Here is a 25774-nt window from a genome sequence, read left to right as displayed (position 1 = left end):
CTTCATCTCCTTCGCTTAAGAGGCTTGTGTTCCACACGAATCTTGCGCACTCCCTGATGAGGCAGGTGCCCATGATGGCAAGAATCCCGGCCCTTCGCCGCCCCTTCCGGATGAACTGCAGCCGCAACAACCGCTGCTGCATATTCCGGGGGGAGGAGAAGGCCAGGTTAGCAATCCCATCCTCATATAATGGCTAAAGACAAACAGCCCTAGCGCACCAGCTCAAAATTAAAGCCGGAGTTATGATCATCAAGCTGCTGCAGAATCGTGTTCACGATCAGGCTGAGCAGATTGAGTGTTCCCTGATACCCTATAATCGGATAACGGTGCATGTGATGGCGGTCGAAGATCGGGAAGCCGACCCGCACCAGCGGCACCTCCGCATCCTTGGCGGCAAATTTCAGATGGGAGCTGCCAATCGCCAGATCCACCTTGTCATTCAGCAGCAGCGAGCGCATATGCCACAGGTCTTTGCCGACATGCACAGTAGCTTCGGTGCCATACGGACTTGCTGCCAGCAACGCTTCGGCCTCGTCCTTGAACTTCACTTCATTGAAGTCCACATCACCATTCGAGCAGATAATATGCACCGGCTCCATCCCGGTCTCCAGGCAGAACCCGATCAGACCAATAAGCAGATCCGGGTCGCCTACCAGCGCTACCCGCTTGCCATGCAGGTAAGGATGACTGTCCATCAGCGCATCCACGACACGGCCGCGTTCTTCCGTAAGCGTTGCTGGAACCGGCAGGCCGGTCAGCTCACTGATCGTAGCCAGCAGAGTATCTGTGCCCTTAATGCCCAGCGGTGTGGATAATGCGGCCAGCTGCTGGTTCCAGGTACCGCTGATATATTCCTGGGTCTTCTTCAGCGTATACTTTTGCAGGGACAGGGTTGCAAGCGCATTGGCTGCCTGCGGAACATCCGCCAGCTTCGTGCCGCCGTAGTAGTATTCATACTCTCCGGTTGCCGGTGAATCGTAGTTCCCGCTGTGGTCTCCAAGTATGGTGTACTTGGTATCGAAGGCTCCCAGAATCTTGCGCAGCTCTGCAAAGTTGCCGGTGTACGGCTCAAAGCCCAGCATCACATTCAGCTTCTCTCCGCTCTCCTCGCCGCTTCCCGGCTTGCTCTCTATACCCGAACGGGTGTAGAGGTAGCTCAGGATACCCTTGATCATGGCATCGTAGCCAGTGATATGTGAGCCGACGAAGCTCGGCGTGTTGCAGTAGGCAACCGGATATTCCTCACTGATCACCCCTTTAATGCGGGCATTGCCGATAAAAGAGTTCAGGTCATCCCCGATGACCTCAGCCATACAGGTGGTACAGATCGCAACCATCTCCGGTTTGTACAAGGCGACACTGTTCTCCAGACCGTCAATCAGGTTGTTCATCCCGCCGAATACGGCTGCATCCTCTGTCATGGACGTGGACACGGACGGCGTAGGCTCCTTGAAGTGGCGGCTGAGATGGCTGCGGAAGTAGGCGTTGCAGCCCTGCGATCCGTGTACGAACGGCAGCGTCTTCTCGAATCCGAGTGCGGCCATCACCGAACCCAGCGGCTGGCACGCTTTATGGGGATTGATCACCACATTCTGGCGGCTGAAATTCTTCTCCATATATTCGGCAGACTTGGAGTACGCGAGTGCTTCGGCGGTCTCCTGCTCGCTGCAGGGCGCTTCGAACTGCTTCTTGTTCTCCCGCTGCTGCACATAACGCTCTTCTTTGAACAAGCTGGTATTATCTTTAATGTTCAGTTCATCCCTGCTCATACGCCCGCCTCCTTCGGCTCCATTGTTCCTTTTCTGCTCACCAGATCCCATACCGGGCTGTTCACAGTCATATCCATATCCTTCGCAAACACCTTAAAGCCGTCGAAGCCGTGATACGGGCCGCTATAATCCCAGGAATGCATCTGACGGAACGGCACACCCATCTTGTGATAGACATATTTCTCCTTCACGCCTGAGCCTACCAGATCAATGTTCATCTTCTTCGTAATTTCTTCCAGCTCGTAAGCTGTGGGATCATCCATGACAATGGTTCCCTCGGCAAGCATCGGGAGCATCTTCTCATAGTCATCCTTGTGGGCGAATTCATAACCGGAGGCTACGATATCCATCCCCAGATCTTCATAAGCTCCGATGGTATGGCGGGAACGCAGGCCCCCGATCATCAGCATGACGGTTTTATTTTCCAGGCGCGGTCTGTATTTGCGGATTACTGCATCCATAACCGGCTTGTATCTGGCGATCATCTGCTCGCAGTTCTCCTGAATCGTAGCATCGAAAAGCGCTGCAATCGCCCGCAGGCTCTCATACGTCTTCGTAGGCCCGAAGAAATTGTATTCCAGCCAGGGGATGCCGTAGGCCTTCTCCATATGGTCCACCATATAGTTCATGGAGCGGTGGCAGTGGATCAGGTTCAGCTTCGCCTTGTGGGCTACCTCCAGCTCGTTCAGAGAGCCGTCACCGGACCACTGGGCAATAACGCGCAGGCCCATCTCCTCCAGCAGGATACGGGAGGCCCAGGCGTCGCCGCCAATGTTATAGTCGCCGATGATATTCACATCGTAGGGACCGGTCTCCGCCAGCTCGGCACGGCCCATCACGAAGTCACGGATCGCATCGTTCGCAATATGATGGCCCAGCGACTGGCTGACCCCGCGGAAGCCTTCGCAGCGTACCGGAACAATCGGCATTTCCAGTTCCTTGGACATCTTCTTCGACACCGCTTCGATATCATCGCCGATCAGACCGACCGGACATTCCGACTGGACAGAGATCCCCTTAGCCAGCGGGAACATCTCGGTAATCTCACGCATAATGACAGCCAGCTTCTTATCCCCGCCGAACACGATATCCGTCTCCTGAAAATCACTGGTAATCTGCATCGCTGTAAAGTTATCGATGCCAAGCGTCCCGTTCGCAAAGTTACGGCGTGAGCCCCAGCTATACTGTCCGCAGCCCACCGGCCCGTGACTGATATGGACCATATCCTTGATCGGACCCCAGACCACCCCTTTGGAGCCGGCATAGGCGCAGCCGCGCGGGGTCATCACACCCGGACGGGATTTGATATTGGACTTCACCGCACAGGTGCTGCAATCAATGGCCTTTTCATCCGCCACCTGAAAATGCTTCTCGCGGTCCTTCCGCGCCTTTTTGGGATAGGCTTCCAGAATCTCCTCAACCAGCTTCTGATTCTCTTCAATATTCAGTCCCATGATTTGACCCTCCTTTTCTCTGCGCCTCAGAGCTTATTGCCCGGAAGCCTGCAGCTTCTTGATCGCAGCTTCTTCATCTTCAATGATGCCGAATTCCATCAGCAGCTCTTCCAGCTCTTCCATCGAGATCGGGGTAGGGATGGTCAGCATTTTGTTATTGAGGATTTTCTCGGCCAGGATTTCATATTCTTTCGCCTGCTGGTGCTCAGGATTATATTGGGCTACGGTCATTCTGCGCAGCTCGGCATGCTGAACGATGTTGTCGCGGGGAACAAAGTGAATCATTTGTGTGTTCAGGCGGCGGGCCAGCTCCATAATCAGCTCATCCTCACGGTCAGTATTCCGGCTGTTACAGATCAGGCCGCCGAGTCTTACACCGCCGCTGGTCGCATATTTCAGGATACCGCGGGCGATATTATTGGCTGCATACATCGCCATCATCTCCCCGGAGCAGACGATATAGATCTCCTGGGCCTTGCCCTCACGGATCGGCATGGCGAATCCGCCGCATACCACGTCACCCAGTACGTCATAGGAGACGAAATCCAGATCCTGATACGCCCCCTCCTGCTCCAGGAAGTTGATCGCAGTAATAATCCCGCGTCCTGCGCAGCCTACCCCCGGTTCCGGTCCGCCGCACTCTACGTTAATAATGTCGCCGAAGCCTGTCTGCAGTACATCCTCAAGCTCAAGGTCCTCTACGGAGCCAAGCTCAGCCGCCAGCTCCAGCACAGAGTTCTGGGCTTTGGTATTCAGGATCAGACGGGTGGAATCCGCCTTCGGGTCACAGCCTACGATCATGACTCTTTGTTCGAATTTGGTGGCCAGCTGAGCCAGGGTGTTTTGTGAAGTTGTCGATTTACCGATACCGCCTTTACCGTAGAACGCTATTTGTCTCATTGTTCATCATCCCTTCGAAATGTTTATATTTTCAAAATAAGAGCTGTACTTCACGCTTTCGAGAATGGCTTCCTGAATGCCGCCTTTGCGGACAAGAGGCAGGACACCGATTTTGTTCAGGCTGGCCCTTGGGGCCTCGCCGATGCCGGAGCAGAGAAGAATGCGACAGTCACTTAGAATCGATATAATTTCTTGCAGCGTAGCTGCTTTGTCACCGTTACAATCGGCCTTGCCATGGCAATAGGCTTGAATCTTGCGGACACCCAGGAGCTGTACATCCGTTCCGTCGGTGTCGTAGACCAGGAACTCGGTGGCATGACCGAAATGCTGATTCACCTTGTCGCCGCCTCTGGTGGCAACCGCAACCCGTGTCTTCGGCCCTCCGGCCTGAATGCGTCTGGCCTGTTTGGCTAAGACACGCTCGCGGATCTTGGTGTCCAGCTCACTCTGGAACATCGCCCGGGCTTCTTCATTAATGACCGGCTCGGCCTCCATCGCTTCCAGCGGGAAATCCTGATTGCGATCCTGGCCCAGCAGCCCGATCGCATCGGCCCGGCATTGCCGGCAGTGGCGCATAACCTTCATCCCGTCGCGGCCCAGCTGCTCCTGCAGGTTAAGCAGTTCCTTCGGACGGGGCGCCTTGCGGCCATCCGCTTCATACTGGCTGCCCGGTGCGATAATAAGAGGTGTTACATTGTGCAGTGTGGCCCCGAGCTCTTTTACCCGTGCTGACACTGCAGTCAGATGATGATCGTTAACTCCCGGAATCATAATGGAATTTACTTTGACCAGAATCCCCAGCTTCGCCAGCATTTCCAGTCCCAGTAATTGACGGCTGATCAGCAGCTCGGCTGCCTCTCTGCCTTCGTACCGGACCCCTTCGTCGAACACCCAGGGATAAATCGCCTGGCCGACATCAGGGTCGATGGCGTTGATGGTGATCGTGACATGGCGGATGCCCAGCTCCATAATCTCATCCACATACCGGTACAGCGTGAGTCCGTTAGTGCTGAGACAGAGGGAGACATCAGGCACATGCTTCCTGACCCGGGCGAAGGTATCGAAGGTCTGCTCCGGGTTCGCCAGCGGATCTCCGGGTCCGGCCACACCCACCACTGAGAGCTGCATCAATTGGGCGGCAACTCCCCGCACCTTGCGTTCCGCCTGCTCTGGAGTAAGCACCTCACTGACCACGCCCGGCCTGCTCTCATTCACACAGTCGAACTTGCGGTTACAGTAATTGCACTGGATGTTACAGGCGGGAGCAACCGGGATGTGCATCCTGGCATAAAACCGGTGAGCCTCCTCGCTGTAGCAAGGGTGGCGGCTAATCTCCTCCTCCGCTTCACTTGATAGACATGACGGCTGCATCATTTCCCACCTCCTAAAAGTTTTGTAAGCTAGGCTTCTCTGCGCATTCTACATACAAAACTCGCTTCGGAAGCATTAACTTAAGTTTTACGGAGCATTTGCTCCTTGAAACCACTTCGCAAATCTACTTTTTTCCTATACGACGGTTCAAACAGCCTTTGATTTGGTTAATGTTATTTTATCTAACACTTAACTTACTTGGCCGCTTTATTTAATCTCATCATATTTTCATTACAGGGGGTCGTCAATTACTCCAACGTTTATTTCGCCCTTCTTTTCCTTTTGTTTGCAGTTTCGCCATATGATATGTCAACTTATATGACTCAAACTTATCATGTTTCCGTTTTCAGGCCTGTCATTTTCTAATGATATTTGTTCTCAAAAGGCATTGACAACGCCTCTTAACTCGGATATGATACTTTTAGCCAGAAACGAAACACCTAAAATTTCATATAATCCCGTAAAGGGGAGTAGCTGTTAGATAAAATCGTCAATACGAGAATATGAGGATATTCTCCGGTTTTATCGGCAATAGATTATTGTTAGCGAGACCTTTACCAACCAGGTTACCTTTATTCCAAAGGCTAATCTGTTTGGTAAAGGTCTTTTTTATATATATTTTTGGTTAAACTAAGGGTATCACCGTTAGTTTAAGCACAAAGCAGCTAAACCACTTGAGGAGGAAACAGCAATGGATTGGGGACTACTATTAGAATACGGATGGGTATTGCTCGTTCTCGTAGCACTGGAAGGGCTGCTAGCCGCAGACAACGCACTTGTACTAGCGATTATGGTTAAACATCTTCCTGATGAGGAACGTAAAAAGGCATTGTTCTACGGATTGGCCGGAGCATTTGTGTTCCGGTTCGGATCACTGTTCGTCATCTCCTATCTGGTAGATATCTGGCAGGTACAAGCTATCGGTGCGCTATATCTGTTATTTATCGCGGGGAATCACATCTTCCGAAAAGTGTTATTCGCTAAGCCGGTCACGGAAGACGCCGCTGAAAGCGGAAGCCCTGAGGCTGTAAACAAAAAGAAAGCCAGCTTCTGGTTCACCGTACTTAAGGTCGAAGTAGCAGATATCGCCTTCGCCGTAGACTCCATCCTCGCAGCCGTAGCCCTGGCCGTTGCTCTTCCTGCCAGTGGCATCCGCAACATCGGCGGCCTCGACGGCGGACAGTTCCTTGTAATCTTCGCGGGCGGCTTCATTGGTCTCGTCATTATGCGGTTCGCTGCTTCCTTCTTCGTCAAGCTGCTTCACACCCGTCCGGGTCTCGAGGTTGCTGCCTTCTTCATCGTCGGCTGGGTTGGGGTTAAGCTCGCTGTCATCACGCTGGCCCACCCTGCTCTGGGTGTATTGTCCGAAGACTTCGCACACAGCACCTGGTGGAAACTGACCTTCTATGTAGTTCTGATCATCATTGCGGCTACAGGCTGGTTCATGAGCAGTGTCAAGACCGAAGAGAATGCCTCTGAGAATCCGGTCAAGGAAGTCGACAAGCAGCTCGGTAAATAATCTCTATTAGAAAGAAAAGCTGGTCCATAAAATAAAAAGAAATCGCCCCTTTGGGATGGACGGTAGATCTTCCATCTTACAAAAAGGGCGATTTCTTTTTTAAGTATGTGGAACTTAGGTGCATCGCAACCCGCTTAAACAGCTATCTCCGCCACTTCATGAATCGGTAATCCAGCACATCCACCAGCAGGAACAGCACGAACCCCACCAGACTGAACAGCATAATTCCGGCATACATCTCAGGGTAGTCCAGCCGCAGCCAGGCATCCATGATAAAGAAGCCCATGCCATGCTCCGTACCGTAGATTTCGGTGAAAAAGAGTACGGAAATCGCTGTACCCAGCGATATGCGAATGGTACTGAGGATCACAGACAAAGCGCCGGGAAGCGTCACATTCCAGAATTTCTGCATCGTGCTGGCACCAATACTCGTCAGAACATCATAAGTACTCTCGGGGATAGCCTTCACACCATCACGTACCGAGATAATGACCTGGAACAGCAGAATCAGCATAATCATCAGTACCTTGGAGGTTTCTCCGAGACCGAAGAAGAGCATGACCACGGGCAACAGCGCGATTTTGGGAATCGGATAGGTCAGATAGACGACCGGGTCCAGTATTCGGTTCCAGAAGGGGGAGCGGCCCATCAGCAGACCGGCCAGCAGACCGAGCAGCAGAGCCAGCAGCACACCTTCAGTGATCCGCATCAGACTGTATCCGACATTCAGCACCACATCATGGGCCCCCAGCTCAAACATCGCGTTATAGACCGCGCCCGGGCTGGGCAGAATTGCGTGATTCATGAGCAGATAAGCCACATACCAGACAACATTCATTCCGGCAAAAACGAGCAGCAGGCGCAGCAGGTGAATCAAATGCCGTCGTTTCACCATTTCTCCATCATTACCTTTCGGATTCTCTTGGACTGCATGAAGTATTCATCGCTCTCCCGCTTCTCGGCATGCTTCATGGCAAACACAGCGGCGTTATCAAGAATCTCCGGCGGCTCCTGCTGTCTGGGCAGCATGATGATAATCTTCTGTCCCAGGAGAATCGCCTCCTCCACATCGTGGGTGACGAACAGTGTGGTCGCCGGATGCGCCTGCCAGTTGTCGATAAAAATCTGCTGCAGCCCTTCCCGCGTAATGGCATCCAGCGCCGAGAACGGCTCATCCAGCAGCAGAAGGGTCGGCAGAATGGCGAAGGCGCGGGCAATGGCTACCCGCTGCTGCTGACCGCCGCTCAGCGAGAGCGGAAACCGGCCGGCGAGCTGGGCAATCCCCATGGCTTCAAGCCATTGCATAATTTGCCGGTCCTGCTCCCGCCTGCCCCGCCCTGCTCCGTCCGGACGGGCGATACGCATCGCAATCCGGATGTTGTCCCGGACCGTCTTCCAGGGCAGCAGGCCATAATTCTGCGGCACGAGCCCGATCAGCGTCTCCTTATCATGAACAGATCTGCCATTGAACAGCAGCTCCCCCTCATAACCGGGCAGCAGGCCGGCAATCGCCCGCAGCAGCGTAGATTTGCCGCTGCCCGAGGGGCCGATCACCGTATAAATCCCGTGCTCCGGCAGGGTCAGGCTCATCTCACCCAGAGCCAGCTGCCCGTTCTGATAAGCTACATGCAGCTGATGAATGCGGAGACCGCTATTTTTTAAACTGGACATCGGAGATCACATCTTCAGCCGATAGCGTTTTGGTCAGCAGTCCTTTTTCACGGGCCCAGGCAAAAGCAGCCTCCACTTCCTTCACATCCACCTGGTTCGCAGGCAGATACTCCGGCACCTTAATTTCATTCTTCAGCGTTTCAGGATAGCCTACTTCCTTAATAATCAGGTCGATATATTCCGATTGGTCATGCGTCTTCATATAATCAACTGCCTCATCATAAGCGGCGTACATATCGCGGATTCCCTGCCCCTTGGCATCAATGGCACTCTGCGGAAAAGCCAGCACAAACGGATTGATCCCCGCACTATGGGTGGAACTGAGAACGCGCAGGCCGGCAGTACGGCCCATGGTTACAAAGGGCTCCGGCAAAACAGCCGCATCCGCCTTATTATTCTTAAGCAGCTCCAGACGCGTTGGAATCTGCGGCACTTCCGTTACGGTAATATCGGCTTCTGCCAGGCCTGCCTGCTTCAGCATCATGGCGACGGTATACTGGGTTGAAGTGTTTTTGGACAGGATGACGGTCTTCCCCTTCAGATCCTTTACCTCTTTCACTGCATCATTTCCGGTCAGCAGGTCGAATTCACCTGTGGTGGTGCTGGTGATTTTGACATCGAGTCCTGCTTCATTATAGATTGAGATCGCCACCAGATCCGCACTGAGGCCATCTACCTTACCCGCCTGAAAAGCCACATCACGATCCTTCGCGCTCTTGAAGGTCTGGATATCCAGGTTCACATGATGCTTCTGATCAAATCCCTGCTCATGGGCAATAATAAAAGGAATCGCATCGATGGATGGCAGCAGTCCCAGCGATATCGTAACAGCCTCAGCAGGTGCAGCTGCAGCAGCTCCTGTATTTGCATTCTTGGCATTTCCTGCCTGATTTGCGCTACCGCATCCGGCAGCTGTCACGCTGACAGCCGCAGTCAGTACGACTAGCTTCATAAGGTGTTTCCAGTTTCTTGTCTTCATGAATCTTAATTCCCCCATCTCTTATCGGTTACGCTTCATGCGAATTTATTCACATACATAGTACACCCATTGTCCTATTTTGTATATTTATAAATTTAAATATCAGTTCTCTAATGTCCAATAGCTTCATGGAATTCTTTTTACAGCAGCACCCAATAATGACGCAAATATGCTATAATGACCTGTACCTATTCCGCAGGTATCCCCCTTCAAGCAGCAGTCCTACTCCAACCTATCTAAGGAGCTGTGCCCTATGAGCGATGTAATTCTCCAGCAGATTCTTGCCGAGCTGCAAGGCGTAAAGTCAGAAATTACAGGAATGAAGTCTGAAATTTCAGGAATCAAATACGAACTTTCCGGATTGAAAGCCGATGTTCAAAATCTTCAGTCAGAATTCACTGCATTCAAGTCTGAAATTACTGCCGAGCTGGTGATCATCAAGGATGAAATCGAAAATATCAAAACCGACATCGTTACCATCAAGGATGATATTGTTACCGTCAAGGCTGACATTGTTACCGTCAAGGCTGACATCGTTACCGTCAAGGCTGACATCGTTACCGTCAAGGCTGACATCGTTACCGTCAAGGCTGATATCTTTACCGTCAAGGATGATATCTTTACCGTCAAGGCTGACATTGAAAGCATCAAGGAAGATACGAAGCTAATTCCGCTGATTCAACAAGCGGTGGCCGAAGTCAACACCGAAGTCGTTGCCGGCCGGGATTCTCTGGAGCGGATCGACCGGAGCCTGCGAGGACATGACGCAACGCTGGATATCCTGGCCCGGCGTTCTATAGATCAGGAAGCTGAATTGAAACGGTTAGCTGCATCTGCATAACATCCTGCCCCGAAGCGACCGCCATCCCGGCTGCCGCTTTTTTTGTTTCCCTCGGGTAGTCCATCCCACAAGGACATTGTTCTCTTAGATAAATACAAACCCAGTTATCACAACATTATTCCTTATTTATTTGTCTTTATCAGGCGGACATTTCATTGCTTTATGAATTATATATGTTATAATGAAAGCGTAACCAAAAGAGATGTCCCAGAGGTTCATTACCGTATTTCATCGCCAAGGAGGATGAATGCAATGCTGGCAGGAATTAAGGAACTGAAGAATTGGGTAACCGGGATGTGGCAGCCGGGGATGGCTTCCGGAGAAGAGGATTACCGGAAGATGGAATATAGCGCACATCGCCATCTGCACACACCACCAACCCCAAGTCCGCTTACTTACGAACAGGAATCACGCATCAAGACCGTCAAATTCCACTAATCTCTAGTTAGATGTATATATAGAACACCCTTCACCTATCAAATCAAGGCCGCTAAGGAACGGGAGCATCCCGGTTCAAGCGGCCTTTTATTTGTTGCACTAGATTCATTATCTCGCCAACCACCGCAGGATCGTCTGTGCCCCTTCCAGATAGCGCTGTCCTACGAGAAGTCCGGTATGGGTGGTGCCCCAAAGACCTGCGTAGGCTGCGCGGAAATACGCTGCATTGGCTCTGCCCCGGCGTTCATCCTCATCACTGTTAACCGCCTGAATCACCAGACAAGGGCAAGTAATGGACCTACTGTCTACGGATACCCCTGCTGCCCCGAAATGATAAGAAAAAGTTCGAAACGCCTTAGCCGACTCCATCGCCAGATATTTGCGCTGAAACGCTATGTCTTCAGCCGTCTCATCCAGGCTGGTCTCCTCTTCACGGACCGGAGCGGGCACTACGTTACCCGGTACTGTCTTGACGATATCCGTATAAGGCACCTTATCATGTACCTCTCTGCATAGACTTGAATCAATCAGCACAAGTCCGGCCAACCCGACTGACTCAGCCACTTTCTGGCTAAGAATCCCGCCCATGCTGAACCCGATCAGGACAGGAGTAACTCCGTATTCAGCCTGGATCACCTGCACTACTTCATGGATATCCTCCAAGTAATCTTCAAAGGTAATCTGCGTCATATCCAGCACCCGGCTCCGGTAATGACTTCTCAGATTCATCACATAACACGTCCAGCCCTCACGGATGAAATGGGGAATGTACTTGCTCCACATCCAGCTTCCTGTATACGCACCGTGCACAAACAGCAGAGGTACCTTTTTCTCCTGTTCCTGGCCTTCCCGCGCCTCCTCTCCTTTATAAACCTCCAGATAGAGATCATGCTCACCGACATATCTCTCTATATGCGGCGGTAACTCATCAGTGTAGTCTCTCATTGTAATGTCCTTTCCATAATTAGTTTGATATCAAACTATAATGCAAATTTTTTAGAAATTATGATTGATTTTCATTAAAATTGCCAGCAGAGTTATCTGCTCCTCTTCCGTAATATCGCGGTAGAACTGCTCCAGCATGGCAGAAGAGACCGATTCAAATACCGGCTCCAGCTCCTTCCCCTTCCTGGTTAGAGTAACATATACGTACCGGGTGTCCTCCTGATTCCTCTCCTTCATAACCAGTCCCAGCCGGACCAGCTTATCCACAAGTGCTGTAACTGTAGATTTGTCCTTATGAATATGTGCCGAGATCTCGGCCATGGTGAGTCTGTGCTTAGACAGCAGCGCATACAGAATATCCCCGTGCGAAGTGGCAATGCCGTCTACTCCCTGCTTCGCCATCTCTTGTAGGATGAACCTGTTAACCTTCTCGCGGATCTTGGATATAAGTGAAATAGCATCTCTGGTTTCCATAAAGGAATTATAGTTTGACATCAAACTATTGTCAATAGATCAGTATTTCCGCGTGCTCCTATTCGGGGTCCTTATCAAGCAGCATGACTTCCTCACCCCGCTGCTGCCGGATCGCAATATTGGTTCTGCCCCAGGAGCACATCAGGTCAATGATCTCATTGGCTGTGATCCCATACTCGGTGATGTAATATTCCACTTTGGGCGGCATTTGGCTATAAACCACTCTGCCGATGATCCCGTCCCGTTCCAGCTCGCGGAGCTGCTGAATCAGAACCTTTTGCGAGATACCCGGAATACTGCGCTGCAGTTCACTCGTCCTCTTGGTCCCCGACATCAGTATACATATGATCAGCGACTTCCACTTCCCGCCGATAATCTCAAGCGTCGCCTCAATCCCTAAATGATATTGCTTCATCCCCGGCACCTCCCCAGCAGTCATAACAATGCGCTGATCTAATGATTTCTATTCTGCCACAACCGGCACCCGATTCCAATGCATACCTGGAGGTAACTAGGTTACTTCATTGTGTGTATTTACATTTTCAGGAATTTACAAAATAATAGAAGCACCTGCACAACACAAACTATACACCAGAAAGGTGATCCCTAATGACAACCCTGGTAATCCTGGCGCACCCCGATATAGAGGCTTCAAGAGTGAACCGGAGATGGAGACAAGAGCTGCTGCTGCATCCGGAGGACGTTACGGTCCATGAGCTCTACAAGGAGTACCCGGACTGGAGCATCGATGTTCCGCAGGAGCAGCGTTTATTGGAGGCGCACGACCTGATTATTTTTCAATTCCCCTTATACTGGTACAGTTACCCCCCGCTGCTAAAAAAATGGCTGGACGATGTGTTCACTCACGGCTGGGCGTACGGCTCAAGCGGCAACAAGCTGAAGGATAAGAAGCTGGGCATAGCTATGACCATCGGCGATAAAAAAGAAAACTACCTGCCTGCCGGGTCCGTTTCTTTTACAGTAGAGGAGATCATCGCCCCGTTCCAGGCCAGTGCCATCCATGTCGGCGCAACCGCCCTGCCTTACTTCGCCGTGTTCGGCGCTTCCTTCCAGGCGAGTGACGATGATATTAATCAGAGTGCCGTGGATTATTGGGAGTATATCCTTCGGAACCGTTAATATTCCGTTATTCCCGCTTCTTCCCGACCGCGCCAAGATAGATCACAAATTCCTCTTCGCCATCCAGTTCGAGCACCTCATCAATCAGCTGTTGATCATAGATTCCGATGGCACAAGCCCCGGCACCGATGGATTCACTGGCCAGGTACAGATTCTGGCAGACATGCCCGGCATCGATGAGAATTTTTTTGTGCGCGGAGATATCATATTTCCATTCAGACCGGTAGGGTGTGGTGCTCCAGGCGAACAGAACCGCAGCTTTCTTGGCGAAGTTGGGGACAAAGGGCTGCTCCAGCGTAATCGCATCAATCTTCTGTTCCAGTTGGTCTAATTCAAACATAAATAACAGCTTGTGCTCTACAGGAAGGTACCGGTAGATGCCCTGTGGTATCCCTTCTACCCGCATAATCATCAGGTAAGTCTCAAACGTATGGGTCGCCCCGCTGCACGGTACCGTCCGCAGAGTCAGTCCGTTCTTGCTCATCCCCGTAATGCCCTGGGTGGCCCATAGTAAATAGGATAGCTCCTCCAGACTTAGCGTGTCGGCCGAATAGAATCTTGTACTCCTTCTTTGGCTGATGCAATCCATAATATTGTTCTGACTCACAACGTCCCGGCTGACCTCAGGCAGCTCAATGATCTGTGCCCCCTCATTATAGGGCTTCACAATCGGCGGCTGCGCCATGCCCTTAATCTTATCTGTTCGGATATGCTTGAATTCTTGAAAATTCGATTTCAGCAGTTGTCTCTGTTGCTCGTATCTTGTCATGTTGAATCCTCCCGGCGTCCCTTGATCCTATAAATTTATCATGTGTTTTGAATTAGTTTGTGATTATAATCACTATCTTTGCAAATACAAAGCTATTTTTGCAGCGATGACTGTCCAAATTGAAAAAAAGACCAAATGAGGCCCCCTTTGCCGGCGGCAATCACTTGGTCTATTCAATATTGAAGCATGGAAGCGATATCATTAATGCGAACGCAACTCCATCTTTTGCATATCTATGATAAAACCATGGGTCTGTAAGATATCCAATCCAAGCAATCCTTTGTGAGACTTCGGAAGTATTGCAGCGTTCTCCCTTGGTAGCATACGGAAATATCTATTGTCAGGAGTTGTCCATCATAAGCTATCTTCATGACCGCCGCCTCACTCTCATCACTGGGTCTCTGCGCAGATGAATAACGCACTCCTCATTGGCAGTGTGATAGACAAGATATCCTGGTTCAGCGCTGAAAAATTCCTGGTTGGCGTTCTTCTCAGATACTGCACGAACAGGAGCTACTTCCGTTATAACTTTCTTATCATCTTCCTCGCGATAGTCAAGAATGGAAAGCAAAACAAATTGGTCAAGAAACAATTCTCTTACTTGCTGCCATTTCATTCTTTCACACCTCCCGGGTAGCCATCGATAAAAAAGTGGTTCTAATGAATTCATTTATCATAATTTGAAATCGGATTGAGAGTTGGCAAACAACAAAAAACCTCCCCTCACCCCAAAAAGGTAAAGGAAGGCTTAAACGCATCACCTCTGAAGCAGGGCAGCTAGATTTTCAGCTCCCCAAGCTTGATCAGCTCGACAACCGCTTGCGAACGGCCTTTTACGTTTAATTTTTGCATTACGTTGGAAATGTGGTTGCGGACGGTCTTTTCGCTGATGAATAACAGTCCGGCAATATCCCGTGTAGTTTTGTCCTGCACAAGAAGCTCGAATACTTCGCGTTCACGATGCGTCAACAAAAATTTGCTATGATGTTCGTTGCCTTTCAATGGTGTCACCCCTCCTTGCCCTGGGTTTGTTTGGTATAACAAGGTAAAGGGATACAGTCAAACCATACTATGTGGGGGGGCAGTTAATGGTGCTGTCACAGCATTAAATTGGGCGGGGGCAGGCGCGGAGTCTGGACAATCCCGGCACATCACAGCCAGGACGCAGCAAAACCGGCCGCAGCACCTTACGCGTTAAGGGCGGCAGCCGGCGGGCAAATACTATAGAATTTGCGTCACAGCAGCAAGCTGTACCGGTCCGTCACGCCCTTGCGGTCACGCCGGTTTCTCCGGTAGAGCTGTTGTTGCACACCCAGTGTAATGTATGAAATGGATTCCATAGCAAGCTTTTTTATCGGCCGAAAAGCGGTTCATTTCTATGTTAGAATAAGGTCATACGAGTCTCACACAGGGGGCGTAGACGAACGTGGCTAATATTAAAGAAATCGCCCGGATGGCCGGAGTATCTGTAACGACCGTCTCACGGGTGCTGAATAATCATCCGTATGTCAGCAAGGACAAAAGAGCCGCTGTACTGCAAACGATTGAGCAGCTCGACTATACCCGCAATATGAACGCCGTTCATCTGATTACCGGACGTACCGGTGCGGTGGCGGTGATTCTGCCGTATATTCATGCTTTTTATTTCTCGATTATTATGAATGGCATTGCCCACGAGGCGCTGCTCTCGCAATACCGGCTGATTCTGTGCCAGAGCAATTATCTGGAGGAGGAAGAAATCAAAGTGCTGGAGATGCTGCGCCATAAAGAAATTGACGGTGTCGTAATTGTCTCTACTGCGCTGAAGCCGGACATCATTGAGGAGTATACGGCCTACGGTCCGGTTGTCACTTGCCAGGACAGCGGAGAGCGGCGCTATTCTTCAGTCTATATTGAGCATTATGCGGCTTTCAAGGAAGGGCTGGCGTACTTGACCGGCAAAGGTTACCGCTCCATCGGATATTGCGAAGGACGGAGTAATGGCAGCAGTGCCATGATCCGTCAGGCTGCTTACCGCGAATTCATTGCTGAGCATAAGCTGGCTTTTGAAGAGGAATGGATGATCTATGACTGTACAACGGAGGAAGACGGCGCTGCCGTTGCACAATCTCTGCTGATGATGCCGCAGCGGCCGGAAGCCATGATTATTACGGGAGACCATGTAGCTGCCGGGCTGATTATTGAAGCGCGCAGAGCCGGCCTTAGCATCCCTCATGACCTCGCAGTGATGGGCTTCGATAACCAGCCAATCGGACGTCTGCTTCAGATCACCACCATGGATAACCACCTGTATGAGATGGGGGCCGCCGCCTTCCGCATTATCCATGAGCAGATTCATTCGGAGCACCTGGGGCCGGTCTACCGCAAGCTGGACTACCGGATTATTGAGCGGTCCACGGTGTAATAACTGATCCGCCGGTTGAGCTATGATTTGTGCAGGATACAGATCTGCGTCTTCCGCCTGTCGGAAGGATTTTTTGTGCGCTTCTGGATGGATATGATAATTATCACATTTTTATTGACAGCTATTAGCTGTGGAATTATGATAAGTCCATAATTGATAACGATTATCATTTTCATAAATGAAAAGGGGTATCTACCGGATGAAAATAGGTTATGCCGTACCTGCGGGTCTGCTTGCAGCGTCCCTCCTGTTCGGCGGATGTGCGGGCAAGGACAACAGCAATAACAATGCTAATAACAGCAATAATTCGGAAAGTAATGCCGCAGCCCAGGCAGGTAGCGGGGCAGAAAGTGTAGCGAAGGCCGGAGGTGAGGCGAACGCAGATTTCACCACTGCCATCGACGAATACCGCAAATACGTCATTGAACAATGTGATGCGTTCGTCAAGCAGACCGAAGGCTTCACGGATGCCGTCAAGGCAGGCAAGCTGGAAGAGGCTAAGGCGCTGTATGCTCCGGCGCGTATGCATTATGAGCGGATCGAGCCGATTGCTGAAGCACTCGGAGATCTGGACCCGAATATTGATGCCCGCGAGAATGATGTGGATGCCGCGCAGTGGCGCGGTTTTCATAAGATTGAACAGGCCCTCTGGCAGAATCATACCACGGAGGGCATGACAGATGTCGCGGACCGCCTGCTGAAGGATGCGCAGCTGCTGCGCGCCAAGGTGGAGACGGCCGGGATTGATGCCAATCTGCTCGTTACCGGGGCGGTTGAGCTGCTGAATGAGGTCTCCTCCTCCAAAGTAACGGGGGAAGAGGAGCGTTATTCCCATACGGATTTGTATGATTTTGTGGCGAATGTGGAGGGGGCCCAGAAGATCTATGAGCTGCTGAAGCCGGAGCTGGCCAAAAAAGACCCGGCCCTTGAGCAAACTATCGGCGAGCGGTTCACCGCCTTGATGAATGAGCTGGCACCGTTCAAATCGGGGGAGGGCTACGTCTCTTACGAAACGCTCAAACCGGAGGAGATCCGTAAGCTAAGCCAGAATCTCGATGCCTTGGCCGAGCCGCTATCCAACATGGGAACGATTCTGGGAGTGTGACGAGTATGAACAAGAAAGATAAGAATTCCCGGAATAAGGCTGACGCGGATCATGGAATTCCTGCGCCGGAGACCCAGCTGTTCAATACCAAATTCAGCCGCCGCGATATGCTGCGGCTGACCGGTGCCTCAGGTCTCGGGCTGCTGCTGGGCGGAGGCGGTGCAGGCGGCTTTATGGCGGCACGCCAGGCAGCGGGACGGGCAGTCCCGGCCGCCGCAGCCTTCGGGCAGAATGAAGAACAGGCGGATACGATCCCCTTCTACGGCAAGCACCAGGCGGGGATTCTTACGCCTGCACAGAATTTTCTGTGCTTCGCTTCATTTGATCTGACGACGACCATGATCAGTGATCTGAAAAAACTGCTGGAGGACTGGACTGCCGCCGCCGCTGCCCTGACCTCGGGTACGATGATCGGCACGGCGAACGACAAGCCCAATCTCCCGCCTACCGACACCGGTGAGGCGGATGGCCTCACCCCCTCTAAGTGTACCCTTACCTTCGGAGCTGGTCCGGCCCTGTTCGACAGCCGCTTCGGGCTGGCCGGGAAGCGGCCCGCCTCCTTCACTGAGCTTCCGTCCTTCCCTGGAGACAGCCTGGAGCCGCAGTGGTGCGGCGGTGATCTCTGTGTTCAGGCCTGTGCGGACGATATGCAGGTGGCGTTCCATGCCATCCGCAATCTGGCCCGCATCGCCCGGGGCACAGCGGTGCTGCGCTGGACGCAGGAAGGCTTCCAGCGCAGCGCCAGCGCCGATCTGTCAGGCGGCACCCCGCGTAATCTGCTTGGCTTCAAGGACGGTACGGGGAATCCGGACGTCACCGATGACACGCAGATGCGAAATATTGTCTGGAGCGGCAGCGCCGATGGCCCGGCCTGGATGAACGGGGGCACGTATCTTGCGGTGCGGCGCGTACGGTTCCGTATTGAGGTCTGGGACCGCTCCCCGCTGAGCGATCAGGAAGCCACCTTCGGGCGGCACCGGCAGAGCGGCGCACCAATTGGAGCCCGGGATGAATTCGCTGAGCTAAATCTGGCAGCAGCCGATGCTGCCGGCAAGCCGCTCATCCCGCCGGACTCCCATTCCGCTCTCGCCCACGGAGACGGCTCGGTCAAAATGCTGCGCCGCTCCTACTCCTATTCCAGCGGCATGGATCTCAAAACCGGCCAGCTTGATGCCGGTCTGGTGTTCATCAGCTTTCAAAAGGATCTGATGAAGCAGTTCGTCAGCATCCAGCAGCGCCTCTCCAAAAATGACCGGCTGAATGAGTATATGGTTCATACCGGCAGTGCTGTCTTCGCCTGCTTCCCCGGTGTCCGGGAAGGCGGTTATATCGGGGAATTACTGCTCGAGGGTTGAAATACCTAGGCTGTGACGGGTGATGCTGAGGAGGCTGGGGCCCAGGGATTCTGAGGCTGGAAGTGCAACCGCGATTCGGACACCGGTGCTGCGGCGATTCGGGCACCGGAGAGGACGGACAGGTGGCTGATCGCTGCGGACTGAGAGGCCTTTATTTTCTCTTTCGAGCATATTCAGCTACTCGAACGGACTACACGGCGCTTATTTCCGCTACAGCGGGCGTTTTCCTCCCAATTATTTGTACATAAGCTCCACTGAGTCCGTTCAACTTGCAGAAACGTTAATAGTGCTAAAATAAGCGCAGCTGAGTCCGTTGCAAGTGACCCCTACTCGCTAAACTTGAAGGGAATGATCCCGATGAAGATCACAGTTACACATGGTTCCTGGCGGCAGATCAGGGCAGCGCTGCTGCTCCTCTGCCTGCTTGTGCTGCTCCCCGGCGCGCCGGCTTCTGCGTCAGGCGCGCCGCTGGATGAGCTGCTGCCGCCCGTAGGCAGCGCGCTGGTCGAGGCCGGCCAGAGCCGCTGGGAGGCGGCGGCGGCCGATGTCGAATCGTTCGCGGCGCTGTGGCGCAGCGCGAACAAGAGCAAGCCGGACCCGGCACTCGCCGGTCCGGCTGCTGAGGTGGACGCCGCGCTGGACGCTGCGGCGGAAGCCTTGGCGGGCGGCGGCGGAGCGCCCGCCAAGGCGGCCCTGTCCACGCTCGCCCGCAGCGTGGACGCTTATGTTACCGCCGCCGCAGGCGAAGGCGGCGGTGACTCGGGCGCCGCCGGACGCGCAGCGGCGGCGAAGCTGCTGCCCGCGGCGGAGCGCACGCGGGATGCGGCGCGCAGCGCCGACTGGGCCGCGGCGGCGGAAGCCTACCGCGCCGTGGTGAACGGCTGGACGCCGGCGGAACGCGGCATCCGGGCGGACAATCCCGCCGTCTACGGCTTGCTGGAGACGAAGATGAGCCTGCTGCGCATTGCGCTGCAGGCAGAGCCGGTCCGCGGAGAGGCCGCGCAGGCGGAAGCGGAAGCGCTGGTGACGCTGCTGTCCGGCTACAGCGAAGGCAAAGCCGTCGATACCGGTGGTGCGCCGGCGGAGCCAGCTTCCATCGAGGGGCTGATCAGCTATCTGAAGCAAGCTTCCGCAGCCGCCCAGGCCGGCGACAGCGCAGCCGCCGCTGATATCATGGAGCAGTTCATCACTGCCTGGCCTTCGGCCGAAGGCCAGGTCCAGCTGGCTTCACCCAAGGTCTATGCCAGCATCGAGAACGAGAGCACCGCCGTCACCGGTTATCTGCTCTCCAGCCCTCCGAAGCTGGACCAAGCACTATCACTTATGGATACGATGCTCTCTGAGCTGACGCCGCTGGCCGGGGAACAGACATATACCGCATGGGATGCGGCACTCATTCTGCTGCGGGAGGGGCTGGAGGCGATTCTTGTACTCGCCGCCCTGCTTGCCTATCTGCGCCGCGAAGCAGTACCGGCGGCCAGCCGCTGGGTATGGTCCGGCGCGGCGGCAGGTCTGGCCGCAAGCATCGGCCTCGCCGTGTTGCTGACCTATTCCCTCTCCCAAGCCGCCTCCGGCGGCGCACGCGAGCTGATCGAAGGCATCACCGGTCTCGTCGCCGTGGTCATGATGCTCACCGTCGGCCGCTGGCTGCATGGCAAATCCAGCACAGCAGCCTGGAATAAATATGTAGACCGCCAGATGCAAGGCGCCCTCGCCAAAGGCAATCTGTGGTACCTGTTCTTCATCGCTGCGCTGGCCATTTTGCGCGAAGGGGCGGAGACTACGATTTTCTACGCAGGGATGGCACCGGCCATTGACACCTCTCAGCTGCTGCTCGGGATTGGCAGTGCCTTGGTGATCCTGATCATCCTCGGCTATGCCATGATTGCACTGAGTGCCAAATTGCCGCTTGCTGCCTTCTTCCGTGCTGCTACAGTGCTGATCTACTATCTGGTGTTCCGCTTCCTCGGTGAGAGTCTTCACGCCTTGCAGATCGCCGGCAAGCTGCCAGCCCATAACGGGCACAGCCTGCCCTCCATCGGCTGGCTTGGCATGTATCCGACCTGGGAGACCACCATCCCGCAGCTGCTGATGCTCGTCTTCATCTTATGGGAGCTGCTGCGCGGCAGACGGGCTGCCAACAGAACGAAGGCCGCAAACGGGATCACTAAGTAAACATACTAATTATGTAAAAACTGCAATCTGTGCGTGTGCCTTCAAACGCGCAGATTGCAGCCTTTTGTATTTCCTGCCATATGGGTTAGCCGCATTCCTCTTGCCGATGCCTTAAGCAGAAATGAATAGGTGGAAAAACGTCAATTACTAAAAGAATATAATCCTTTTTATGGATGATAGATGGAAAAACAGCATTTATTTATTACCGCAATCAGCTTAAAAAGGAATTTGAGCAAAATTAAACAGCAAAAATCCAATTATTTTCCACAACAAACTGAATTATGAGTTAACAAGTAACAAAAATCCAACTGTTTCCTCTTATCAATACTCCTTCCTTCCTCCTCCTTCCACCCTCCCTCCACTCCCCTATCACAAATCCACACCTCCCTCTCCTTAATCCAGCCCAAGAGCAGCCTTAAGCCAAACTGCCTATTGCAACCTTCCGCAATTTGTTTTATTCTGATTATGAAAATAATTTTCTTAATTATTGTGTTTATTATGTAAAACAATTTCAGGAGTAAGCTTTAGGCCAAAACTTAACCTGTCCCTTTCCACATGTCCATTTCTACATTTTCATTTGATAAGTAGAGAAAGCTACATGAATCTGAATCTATAGTAAAGAAGGTGAGTGCTTGTCTCCCATTCTGCATGCTCTGGAGCATGACAAGCCCAAGCTGTCGCAAATGGAACGCAAGCTGGCTGAGCGCATTCTGGCCTCGCCCGGGGAAATTGTCCATATGGGCATCACGGAGCTGGCGGAGGAATGCGGCATCAGCACGGCGACGATTACGCGGTTCTGCAAAGCGCTGCATTTCAAGGGTTATCCCGATTTCAAGCTCAAGCTGGCGGCTGAGCTGGCGCATAGCGACGGCTCGCCGGAGACCGGCAGCTCCTCTTATCAGGACATCGTGGCCGGCAATCCGCTGCAATTCATTGTAGAGGCCATGCAGGCCAACCACCTGGCCTCGATCCGGGACACCACCTCGCTACTGGATCTGGGCCGGCTGCAGCAGGTCATTGATCTGCTGTGCAGAGCCCGGCGGGTCGATCTGTACGGGATGGCGACCTCGTCCATCGTCGCCCAGGATTTCTATCAGAAGCTGATCCGCATTGGCGTGAACTGCACCGCTTTTGCCGATTCCCATATGCAGATTACTTCCGCTTCCTCACTCTCTTCCGGCGATGTGGCCTTCGCAGTCTCTTATTCGGGGGAGACCCCGGAGACAGTGGATGCCTTAACCTGTGCAGCCGCGAGCGGCGCAGCCACGGTATCGTTAACCTCCTATGGAAGCAGTACTCTGGCTACACTCGCTGATATTCCCCTGTTCTCCTCGTCTCTAGAGCAGGGCATGCGGCGCGGTGATATGGCGTCACGGATCGCACAGCTGCATATTATCGATATTCTGTTCACCGGCATGGTCAGTGCCCGGTTCGGGGATTTCATCCCCAGGCTTGAGCAATCTTACCGGAACGTCCAACATTACCGTCATAAACGGGGAGGTCAAATCTAATGAATATTTTGAAATTTCAGCATGAAGAAGATTTCGCAGCCACAGGAGCTAACCTGATCGCCAGTCTGCTGCAGAGCAATCCCAGAGCTGTTCTCGGGCTGGCTACCGGAAGCTCCCCTGTCGGGGTGTACGAGAAGCTGGTGGAGATGCACCGCAAGGGCAATGTCAGCTTCGCCAAAGCCTCATCCTACAACCTGGACGAATATGTCGGACTGCCTGTGGATCATCCGCAGAGCTACCGGAGCTTCATGAATGAGCATCTGTTCAATCATATCGATATCGACCTGGCCCGCACCCATGTGCCTAACGGAAATGCTCCCGATCTTGCGGCCGAATGCCGTGCGTATGACAAGCTGCTGGAGGATAACGGTCCGGTGGATCTGCAGATCCTCGGCATCGGCAGCAACGGTCATATCGGCTTCAACGAGCCGGATGCCAGCCTGAGCAGCGGAACGCATGTCGTCGATCTGCTGGAAGAGACCCTGGAAGCCAATGCCCGGTTCTTCGACCGTGTAGAGGATGTGCCGCGTCAGGCGGTAACGATGGGCATCGGCGGCATTCTCAAAGCGAAGCAGATTGTACTGCTTGTCCGCGGTGAAGAGAAGGCGGAAGCGGTTAAAAATGCGCTGGAGGGCCCGATCACCACCCAATGCCCCGCTTCGCTGCTTCAGAGCCATCCGAATGTGGTCGTCCTGCTGGATGAAGGAGCCGCCAAATGGCTGAAATAAACGGTATGAACGGAGAACTTTTGTACGGCAAGGTGTTGACTCCTGACGGAATCATAGAACAGGGTGTAATTGCCGTAGCAGATGGCTTGATTCAATATGCCGGAGAAGCTTCCTGGCTGCCCGCAGCTTATGAGAGCTGGCAGACAGTCACCTGGGAGCCGCAAGGTCTGCTGATCCCCGGATTCGTTGATGTACATGTGCACGGCGGAGCCGGACATGACTTCATGTACAGCGATGCAGATGCTCTCGACACCATCACACGGTTCCATGCCTCACACGGGACGACCTCTATGCTTGCTACAACCATGACGGCTTCCAAGGCAGACATCGATCAGGTGCTGGCCGAGGTGGATGCTTATCGTTCCCGTGAAGGCGGCATGCCTTATGCAAGGCTGGCAGGTGTCCATCTGGAGGGACCGTTCATCAGCGTAAGATGGCCTGGAGCGCAGAATCCTGAGCATATCGTTCCGGCTAATATAGAATGGCTGGAGGAATGGGAGCACAAGTATCCGGGAATGATCCGTCAGGTCACCCTGGCTCCTGAGCGTGAAGCTGCCCTGGAAGCGATCCAGTGGCTGCGCAAGCATGGCATTACGGCTGCGCTTGGCCACACAGATGCCACATTCGAGCAGGTAATTACCGCTGCCGATGCCGGACTGAACCAGGCGGTGCACATGTTCAATGCCATGACGCCGCTGCATCACCGCAAGCCGGGAACGGCCGGTGCCGTACTGTTCGATCCCCGGATCAGAGCCGAGGTCATTGCCGACGGTATCCATGTTCATCCGGCAGCCATCAGCCTCATTACCCGTCTCAAAAACAATCATAACCTGCTGCTGATCACAGATGCCATGTCAGCAACCGGACTCAGCGACGGAGAATTTGCGATCGGTGACCTGCCTGTGATCGTTAAGGACGGCATAGCCACGCTGAAGGAGCATCCTGAAGCACTGGCCGGAAGCACACTGACGATGATTAGCGGGTTCCGTTATCTGGTTCAGGAGGTCGGTCTAAGCCTGCTGGAGGCCTCACAGGCTGCCAGCCTTAACCCGGCGCTCTCGCTCGGCATGCAGCGGTCTATCGGAACGCTGGAAGCAGGGAAGCGCGGCGATATCCTGCAGCTGGATCAGGACCTGAATCTGCGCGGCGTCTGGATTTGCGGACGCAAGCTGGAGGCCTAAGTCCAGGGCAGCAAGATACTACTTCATGTCCATATAAACACAGACAATGCAGCCCTCTCACCCGGCTTTCCGGGTACGGTGGCTGCATTGTTTGCGTCCATCTTCTTTTACCGTTTGCCTGCCCTGTGCCCGTCCTTTGAATAAGCCTCATATCCCTCTGGAATACTATCTTCATTCAAGGCATGTGCAGTAATCTGCTTACTGTCCGCTGCGTGCAGGGAAAATCCGTTCCGCCATGATGCGGAATTCATTCGCGAAGCCTCTGAGCGGATGTCCTGCACGGAATTCCCGGGCATAATAATCAGCCCGATCCACGAAATCCGGGTTCGCCGAGACGTACACATTGCCGACGTATGTGTTACCTTTTTTAACCTCTGCGGCGATTTTATTCTTAATCTCCCCGGGAATCAAGTCTGTATCATCCCCCATATTGCTTCTGGACATAATCCCGTTATTGCCGTTCCCCGGATAATCCTCGGGAGCCGCCATGCCTGTACCGCCAACAGTGCCGGTGCCTGTCAGACTCCCTGGAATGCCGGCCATAGAGCCGCCTGTTCCCGTCATTCCGGGAACACCGGCAGCAGTTCCTCTTCCGGTAGCTTTCTCGCGGGTGGTACTACGGGTGTGTACTCCGCCTGAAGCATGCTCCAGCATTACAGCGACATAAGCGCTTCGGCCAACCATAATAACGTTAGCGGAACGGACTTCCGGCATAGCCGCTACACGGTCAGCCAATTCCTTGCTCATCTCCATGCTGCCGAAGTCATCATCACGCTTCATGTCCCGTGTGGAGTTCACGTAGATTCGCCCGTCTGTCCCCCGTACACTTTTCGTCTGCATATTGCCATTATCTGCCGAATGGCCGGCACTGCAGCCGGTCATACTTAAGGCGCCGACCAGCAAGGCAGCAGACACGGACAAGCCGAATTTCGAGCGCAACATTCCTTCATCTCCCTTAACAGAATAATGTAGTGCAGCGTAACAAGCCTTAGCATGGCTCCTCCACTGCCGGGCTATCCAGAAAGGATTTGGCAATGCCGCCCCC

General features: G+C 53.3%; 25 protein-coding genes. 11 read left to right on the top strand and 14 right to left on the bottom strand.

Going from position 1 to position 25774, the window contains the following annotated elements; genetic code table 11:
• Positions 1 to 209: 209 nt before the first annotated feature.
• The 4 genes from nifK to nifB are packed head-to-tail and all read right to left on the bottom strand — an operon-like array spanning position 210 to position 5497.
• Positions 210 to 1769, bottom strand: coding sequence for a nitrogenase molybdenum-iron protein subunit beta (nifK, locus tag MKX63_RS11000; RefSeq protein ID WP_341017044.1), 1560 nt, complete (start codon positions 1767 to 1769; stop codon positions 210 to 212).
• On the bottom strand, positions 1766 to 3223 hold the full coding sequence (gene nifD, locus MKX63_RS10995; protein ID WP_341017042.1) for a nitrogenase molybdenum-iron protein alpha chain: 1458 nt from the start codon (positions 3221 to 3223) through the stop codon (positions 1766 to 1768). Before nifD ends, nifK begins: the two co-directional genes overlap by 4 nt.
• 33 nt (positions 3224 to 3256) lie before the next feature.
• Complete coding sequence (gene nifH / locus MKX63_RS10990; RefSeq protein ID WP_036695744.1) at positions 3257 to 4123, bottom strand: nitrogenase iron protein; 867 nt, start codon at positions 4121 to 4123, stop codon at positions 3257 to 3259.
• A gap of 6 nt (positions 4124 to 4129) precedes the next feature.
• The gene (nifB, locus tag MKX63_RS10985; protein WP_341017041.1) at positions 4130 to 5497 is read right to left on the bottom strand and encodes a nitrogenase cofactor biosynthesis protein NifB; all 1368 of its coding nucleotides are present in this window, start codon (positions 5495 to 5497) and stop codon (positions 4130 to 4132) included.
• A 688-nt stretch (positions 5498 to 6185) separates the two neighbouring features.
• Between nifB and MKX63_RS10980 the strand changes: the two genes are divergently transcribed.
• Positions 6186 to 7013, top strand: a complete 828-nt coding sequence (locus tag MKX63_RS10980) for a TerC family protein (RefSeq protein ID WP_341017040.1) — start codon at positions 6186 to 6188, stop codon at positions 7011 to 7013.
• 142 nt (positions 7014 to 7155) lie between these two features.
• On the opposite strand, the gene MKX63_RS10975 is transcribed toward MKX63_RS10980, so the two are convergent.
• Genes MKX63_RS10975 through MKX63_RS10965 form a run of 3 tightly spaced genes read right to left on the bottom strand, consistent with a single transcriptional unit; the run spans position 7156 to position 9636 of the window.
• Positions 7156 to 7908: an ABC transporter permease gene (locus MKX63_RS10975; protein ID WP_341017039.1), complete on the bottom strand. Its 753-nt coding sequence runs from the start codon at positions 7906 to 7908 to the stop codon at positions 7156 to 7158.
• Positions 7902 to 8684, bottom strand: coding sequence for an ABC transporter ATP-binding protein (locus MKX63_RS10970; RefSeq protein WP_341017038.1), 783 nt, complete (start codon positions 8682 to 8684; stop codon positions 7902 to 7904). Before MKX63_RS10970 ends, MKX63_RS10975 begins: the two co-directional genes overlap by 7 nt.
• Positions 8665 to 9636, bottom strand: coding sequence for an ABC transporter substrate-binding protein (locus MKX63_RS10965; RefSeq protein WP_341017036.1), 972 nt, complete (start codon positions 9634 to 9636; stop codon positions 8665 to 8667). The genes MKX63_RS10970 and MKX63_RS10965 overlap by 20 nt, the downstream gene beginning before the upstream one ends.
• 280 nt (positions 9637 to 9916) lie before the next feature.
• Between MKX63_RS10965 and MKX63_RS10960 the strand changes: the two genes are divergently transcribed.
• Together MKX63_RS10960 and MKX63_RS10955 are read left to right on the top strand one after the other, a co-directional pair.
• Positions 9917 to 10504 (top strand): hypothetical protein, encoded by a 588-nt coding sequence (locus MKX63_RS10960; RefSeq protein ID WP_341017035.1) that lies wholly within the window; start codon positions 9917 to 9919, stop codon positions 10502 to 10504.
• A gap of 252 nt (positions 10505 to 10756) precedes the next feature.
• Complete coding sequence (locus MKX63_RS10955; protein WP_036695723.1) at positions 10757 to 10942, top strand: hypothetical protein; 186 nt, start codon at positions 10757 to 10759, stop codon at positions 10940 to 10942.
• Positions 10943 to 11050: 108 nt separating this feature from the next.
• On the opposite strand, the gene MKX63_RS10950 is transcribed toward MKX63_RS10955, so the two are convergent.
• Genes MKX63_RS10950 through MKX63_RS10940 form a run of 3 tightly spaced genes read right to left on the bottom strand, consistent with a single transcriptional unit; the run spans position 11051 to position 12776 of the window.
• Complete coding sequence (locus MKX63_RS10950; RefSeq protein WP_341017033.1) at positions 11051 to 11887, bottom strand: alpha/beta hydrolase; 837 nt, start codon at positions 11885 to 11887, stop codon at positions 11051 to 11053.
• Positions 11888 to 11938: 51 nt separating this feature from the next.
• Complete coding sequence (locus tag MKX63_RS10945; protein WP_341017032.1) at positions 11939 to 12361, bottom strand: MarR family winged helix-turn-helix transcriptional regulator; 423 nt, start codon at positions 12359 to 12361, stop codon at positions 11939 to 11941.
• A 58-nt stretch (positions 12362 to 12419) separates the two neighbouring features.
• Entirely contained in the window at positions 12420 to 12776 is a 357-nt protein-coding gene (locus tag MKX63_RS10940; RefSeq protein WP_209993498.1) for a winged helix-turn-helix transcriptional regulator, read from the bottom strand.
• A 194-nt stretch (positions 12777 to 12970) separates the two neighbouring features.
• On the opposite strand from MKX63_RS10940, the gene MKX63_RS10935 reads away from it, so the two are divergent.
• The gene (locus MKX63_RS10935; protein ID WP_341017030.1) at positions 12971 to 13501 is read left to right on the top strand and encodes an NAD(P)H-dependent oxidoreductase; all 531 of its coding nucleotides are present in this window, start codon (positions 12971 to 12973) and stop codon (positions 13499 to 13501) included.
• Between the two features lie 7 nt (positions 13502 to 13508).
• Here MKX63_RS10935 and MKX63_RS10930 read toward each other — a convergent pair whose 3' ends face one another.
• From MKX63_RS10930 to MKX63_RS10920, 3 genes are all read right to left on the bottom strand, one after another.
• Positions 13509 to 14270, bottom strand: coding sequence for a SagB/ThcOx family dehydrogenase (locus MKX63_RS10930; RefSeq protein ID WP_341017029.1), 762 nt, complete (start codon positions 14268 to 14270; stop codon positions 13509 to 13511).
• A gap of 367 nt (positions 14271 to 14637) precedes the next feature.
• Entirely contained in the window at positions 14638 to 14886 is a 249-nt protein-coding gene (locus MKX63_RS10925; RefSeq protein ID WP_341017028.1) for a hypothetical protein, read from the bottom strand.
• 161 nt (positions 14887 to 15047) lie between these two features.
• The gene (locus MKX63_RS10920) at positions 15048 to 15272 is read right to left on the bottom strand and encodes a helix-turn-helix domain-containing protein (RefSeq protein WP_019908812.1); all 225 of its coding nucleotides are present in this window, start codon (positions 15270 to 15272) and stop codon (positions 15048 to 15050) included.
• A 424-nt stretch (positions 15273 to 15696) separates the two neighbouring features.
• On the opposite strand from MKX63_RS10920, the gene MKX63_RS10915 reads away from it, so the two are divergent.
• The 7 genes from MKX63_RS10915 to nagA all read left to right on the top strand — a co-directional run bounded on the left by MKX63_RS10915 (position 15697) and on the right by nagA (position 24729).
• Positions 15697 to 16674 carry a LacI family DNA-binding transcriptional regulator gene (locus MKX63_RS10915; protein WP_341017027.1) on the top strand — a complete coding sequence of 326 codons (978 nt, stop codon included), beginning with the start codon at positions 15697 to 15699 and terminating at the stop codon, positions 16672 to 16674.
• 199 nt (positions 16675 to 16873) lie between these two features.
• Positions 16874 to 17779: an iron uptake system protein EfeO gene (gene efeO, locus MKX63_RS10910; RefSeq protein ID WP_341017026.1), complete on the top strand. Its 906-nt coding sequence runs from the start codon at positions 16874 to 16876 to the stop codon at positions 17777 to 17779.
• 5 nt (positions 17780 to 17784) lie between these two features.
• The gene (efeB, locus tag MKX63_RS10905) at positions 17785 to 19134 is read left to right on the top strand and encodes an iron uptake transporter deferrochelatase/peroxidase subunit (protein WP_341017025.1); all 1350 of its coding nucleotides are present in this window, start codon (positions 17785 to 17787) and stop codon (positions 19132 to 19134) included.
• A gap of 357 nt (positions 19135 to 19491) precedes the next feature.
• Entirely contained in the window at positions 19492 to 21309 is a 1818-nt protein-coding gene (locus MKX63_RS10900) for an FTR1 family iron permease (protein ID WP_341017024.1), read from the top strand.
• Between the two features lie 632 nt (positions 21310 to 21941).
• Positions 21942 to 22820 carry a MurR/RpiR family transcriptional regulator gene (locus MKX63_RS10895; RefSeq protein ID WP_341017023.1) on the top strand — a complete coding sequence of 293 codons (879 nt, stop codon included), beginning with the start codon at positions 21942 to 21944 and terminating at the stop codon, positions 22818 to 22820.
• Positions 22820 to 23548 carry a glucosamine-6-phosphate deaminase gene (gene nagB / locus MKX63_RS10890; protein WP_340751955.1) on the top strand — a complete coding sequence of 243 codons (729 nt, stop codon included), beginning with the start codon at positions 22820 to 22822 and terminating at the stop codon, positions 23546 to 23548. Before MKX63_RS10895 ends, nagB begins: the two co-directional genes overlap by 1 nt.
• Positions 23536 to 24729 carry an N-acetylglucosamine-6-phosphate deacetylase gene (gene nagA, locus MKX63_RS10885; RefSeq protein ID WP_341017021.1) on the top strand — a complete coding sequence of 398 codons (1194 nt, stop codon included), beginning with the start codon at positions 23536 to 23538 and terminating at the stop codon, positions 24727 to 24729. Before nagB ends, nagA begins: the two co-directional genes overlap by 13 nt.
• Positions 24730 to 24927: 198 nt before the next feature.
• Here nagA and MKX63_RS10880 read toward each other — a convergent pair whose 3' ends face one another.
• Entirely contained in the window at positions 24928 to 25671 is a 744-nt protein-coding gene (locus MKX63_RS10880; RefSeq protein WP_341017019.1) for a YhcN/YlaJ family sporulation lipoprotein, read from the bottom strand.
• Positions 25672 to 25774 lie beyond the last annotated feature (103 nt).

Origin of the sequence: Paenibacillus sp. FSL R7-0179, from assembly GCF_038002265.1 — a bacterium.
Classification (GTDB): Bacteria; Bacillota; Bacilli; order Paenibacillales; family Paenibacillaceae; genus Paenibacillus_AQ.
Note: the sequence above shows the minus strand (reverse complement) of the source record. Positions and strands in the feature narration are given on the sequence as shown.

Bases quoted from the DNA above. Each gene is read 5' to 3' on its own strand.
- nifK (WP_341017044.1), bottom strand. From the start codon at position 1,769: ATGAGCAGGGATGAACTGAACATTAAAGATAATACCAGCTTGTTCAAA.
- nifD (WP_341017042.1), bottom strand. From the start codon at position 3,223: ATGGGACTGAATATTGAAGAGAATCAGAAGCTGGTTGAGGAGATTCTG.
- nifH (WP_036695744.1), bottom strand. From the start codon at position 4,123: ATGAGACAAATAGCGTTCTACGGTAAAGGCGGTATCGGTAAATCGACA.
- nifB (WP_341017041.1), bottom strand. From the start codon at position 5,497: ATGATGCAGCCGTCATGTCTATCAAGTGAAGCGGAGGAGGAGATTAGC.
- MKX63_RS10980 (WP_341017040.1), top strand. From the start codon at position 6,186: ATGGATTGGGGACTACTATTAGAATACGGATGGGTATTGCTCGTTCTC.
- MKX63_RS10975 (WP_341017039.1), bottom strand. From the start codon at position 7,908: ATGGTGAAACGACGGCATTTGATTCACCTGCTGCGCCTGCTGCTCGTT.
- MKX63_RS10970 (WP_341017038.1), bottom strand. From the start codon at position 8,684: ATGTCCAGTTTAAAAAATAGCGGTCTCCGCATTCATCAGCTGCATGTA.
- MKX63_RS10965 (WP_341017036.1), bottom strand. From the start codon at position 9,636: ATGAAGCTAGTCGTACTGACTGCGGCTGTCAGCGTGACAGCTGCCGGA.
- MKX63_RS10960 (WP_341017035.1), top strand. From the start codon at position 9,917: ATGAGCGATGTAATTCTCCAGCAGATTCTTGCCGAGCTGCAAGGCGTA.
- MKX63_RS10955 (WP_036695723.1), top strand. From the start codon at position 10,757: ATGCTGGCAGGAATTAAGGAACTGAAGAATTGGGTAACCGGGATGTGG.
- MKX63_RS10950 (WP_341017033.1), bottom strand. From the start codon at position 11,887: ATGAGAGACTACACTGATGAGTTACCGCCGCATATAGAGAGATATGTC.
- MKX63_RS10945 (WP_341017032.1), bottom strand. From the start codon at position 12,361: ATGGAAACCAGAGATGCTATTTCACTTATATCCAAGATCCGCGAGAAG.
- MKX63_RS10940 (WP_209993498.1), bottom strand. From the start codon at position 12,776: ATGAAGCAATATCATTTAGGGATTGAGGCGACGCTTGAGATTATCGGC.
- MKX63_RS10935 (WP_341017030.1), top strand. From the start codon at position 12,971: ATGACAACCCTGGTAATCCTGGCGCACCCCGATATAGAGGCTTCAAGA.
- MKX63_RS10930 (WP_341017029.1), bottom strand. From the start codon at position 14,270: ATGACAAGATACGAGCAACAGAGACAACTGCTGAAATCGAATTTTCAA.
- MKX63_RS10925 (WP_341017028.1), bottom strand. From the start codon at position 14,886: ATGAAATGGCAGCAAGTAAGAGAATTGTTTCTTGACCAATTTGTTTTG.
- efeO (WP_341017026.1), top strand. From the start codon at position 16,874: ATGAAAATAGGTTATGCCGTACCTGCGGGTCTGCTTGCAGCGTCCCTC.
- efeB (WP_341017025.1), top strand. From the start codon at position 17,785: ATGAACAAGAAAGATAAGAATTCCCGGAATAAGGCTGACGCGGATCAT.
- MKX63_RS10900 (WP_341017024.1), top strand. From the start codon at position 19,492: ATGAAGATCACAGTTACACATGGTTCCTGGCGGCAGATCAGGGCAGCG.
- nagB (WP_340751955.1), top strand. From the start codon at position 22,820: ATGAATATTTTGAAATTTCAGCATGAAGAAGATTTCGCAGCCACAGGA.
- nagA (WP_341017021.1), top strand. From the start codon at position 23,536: ATGGCTGAAATAAACGGTATGAACGGAGAACTTTTGTACGGCAAGGTG.
- MKX63_RS10880 (WP_341017019.1), bottom strand. From the start codon at position 25,671: ATGTTGCGCTCGAAATTCGGCTTGTCCGTGTCTGCTGCCTTGCTGGTC.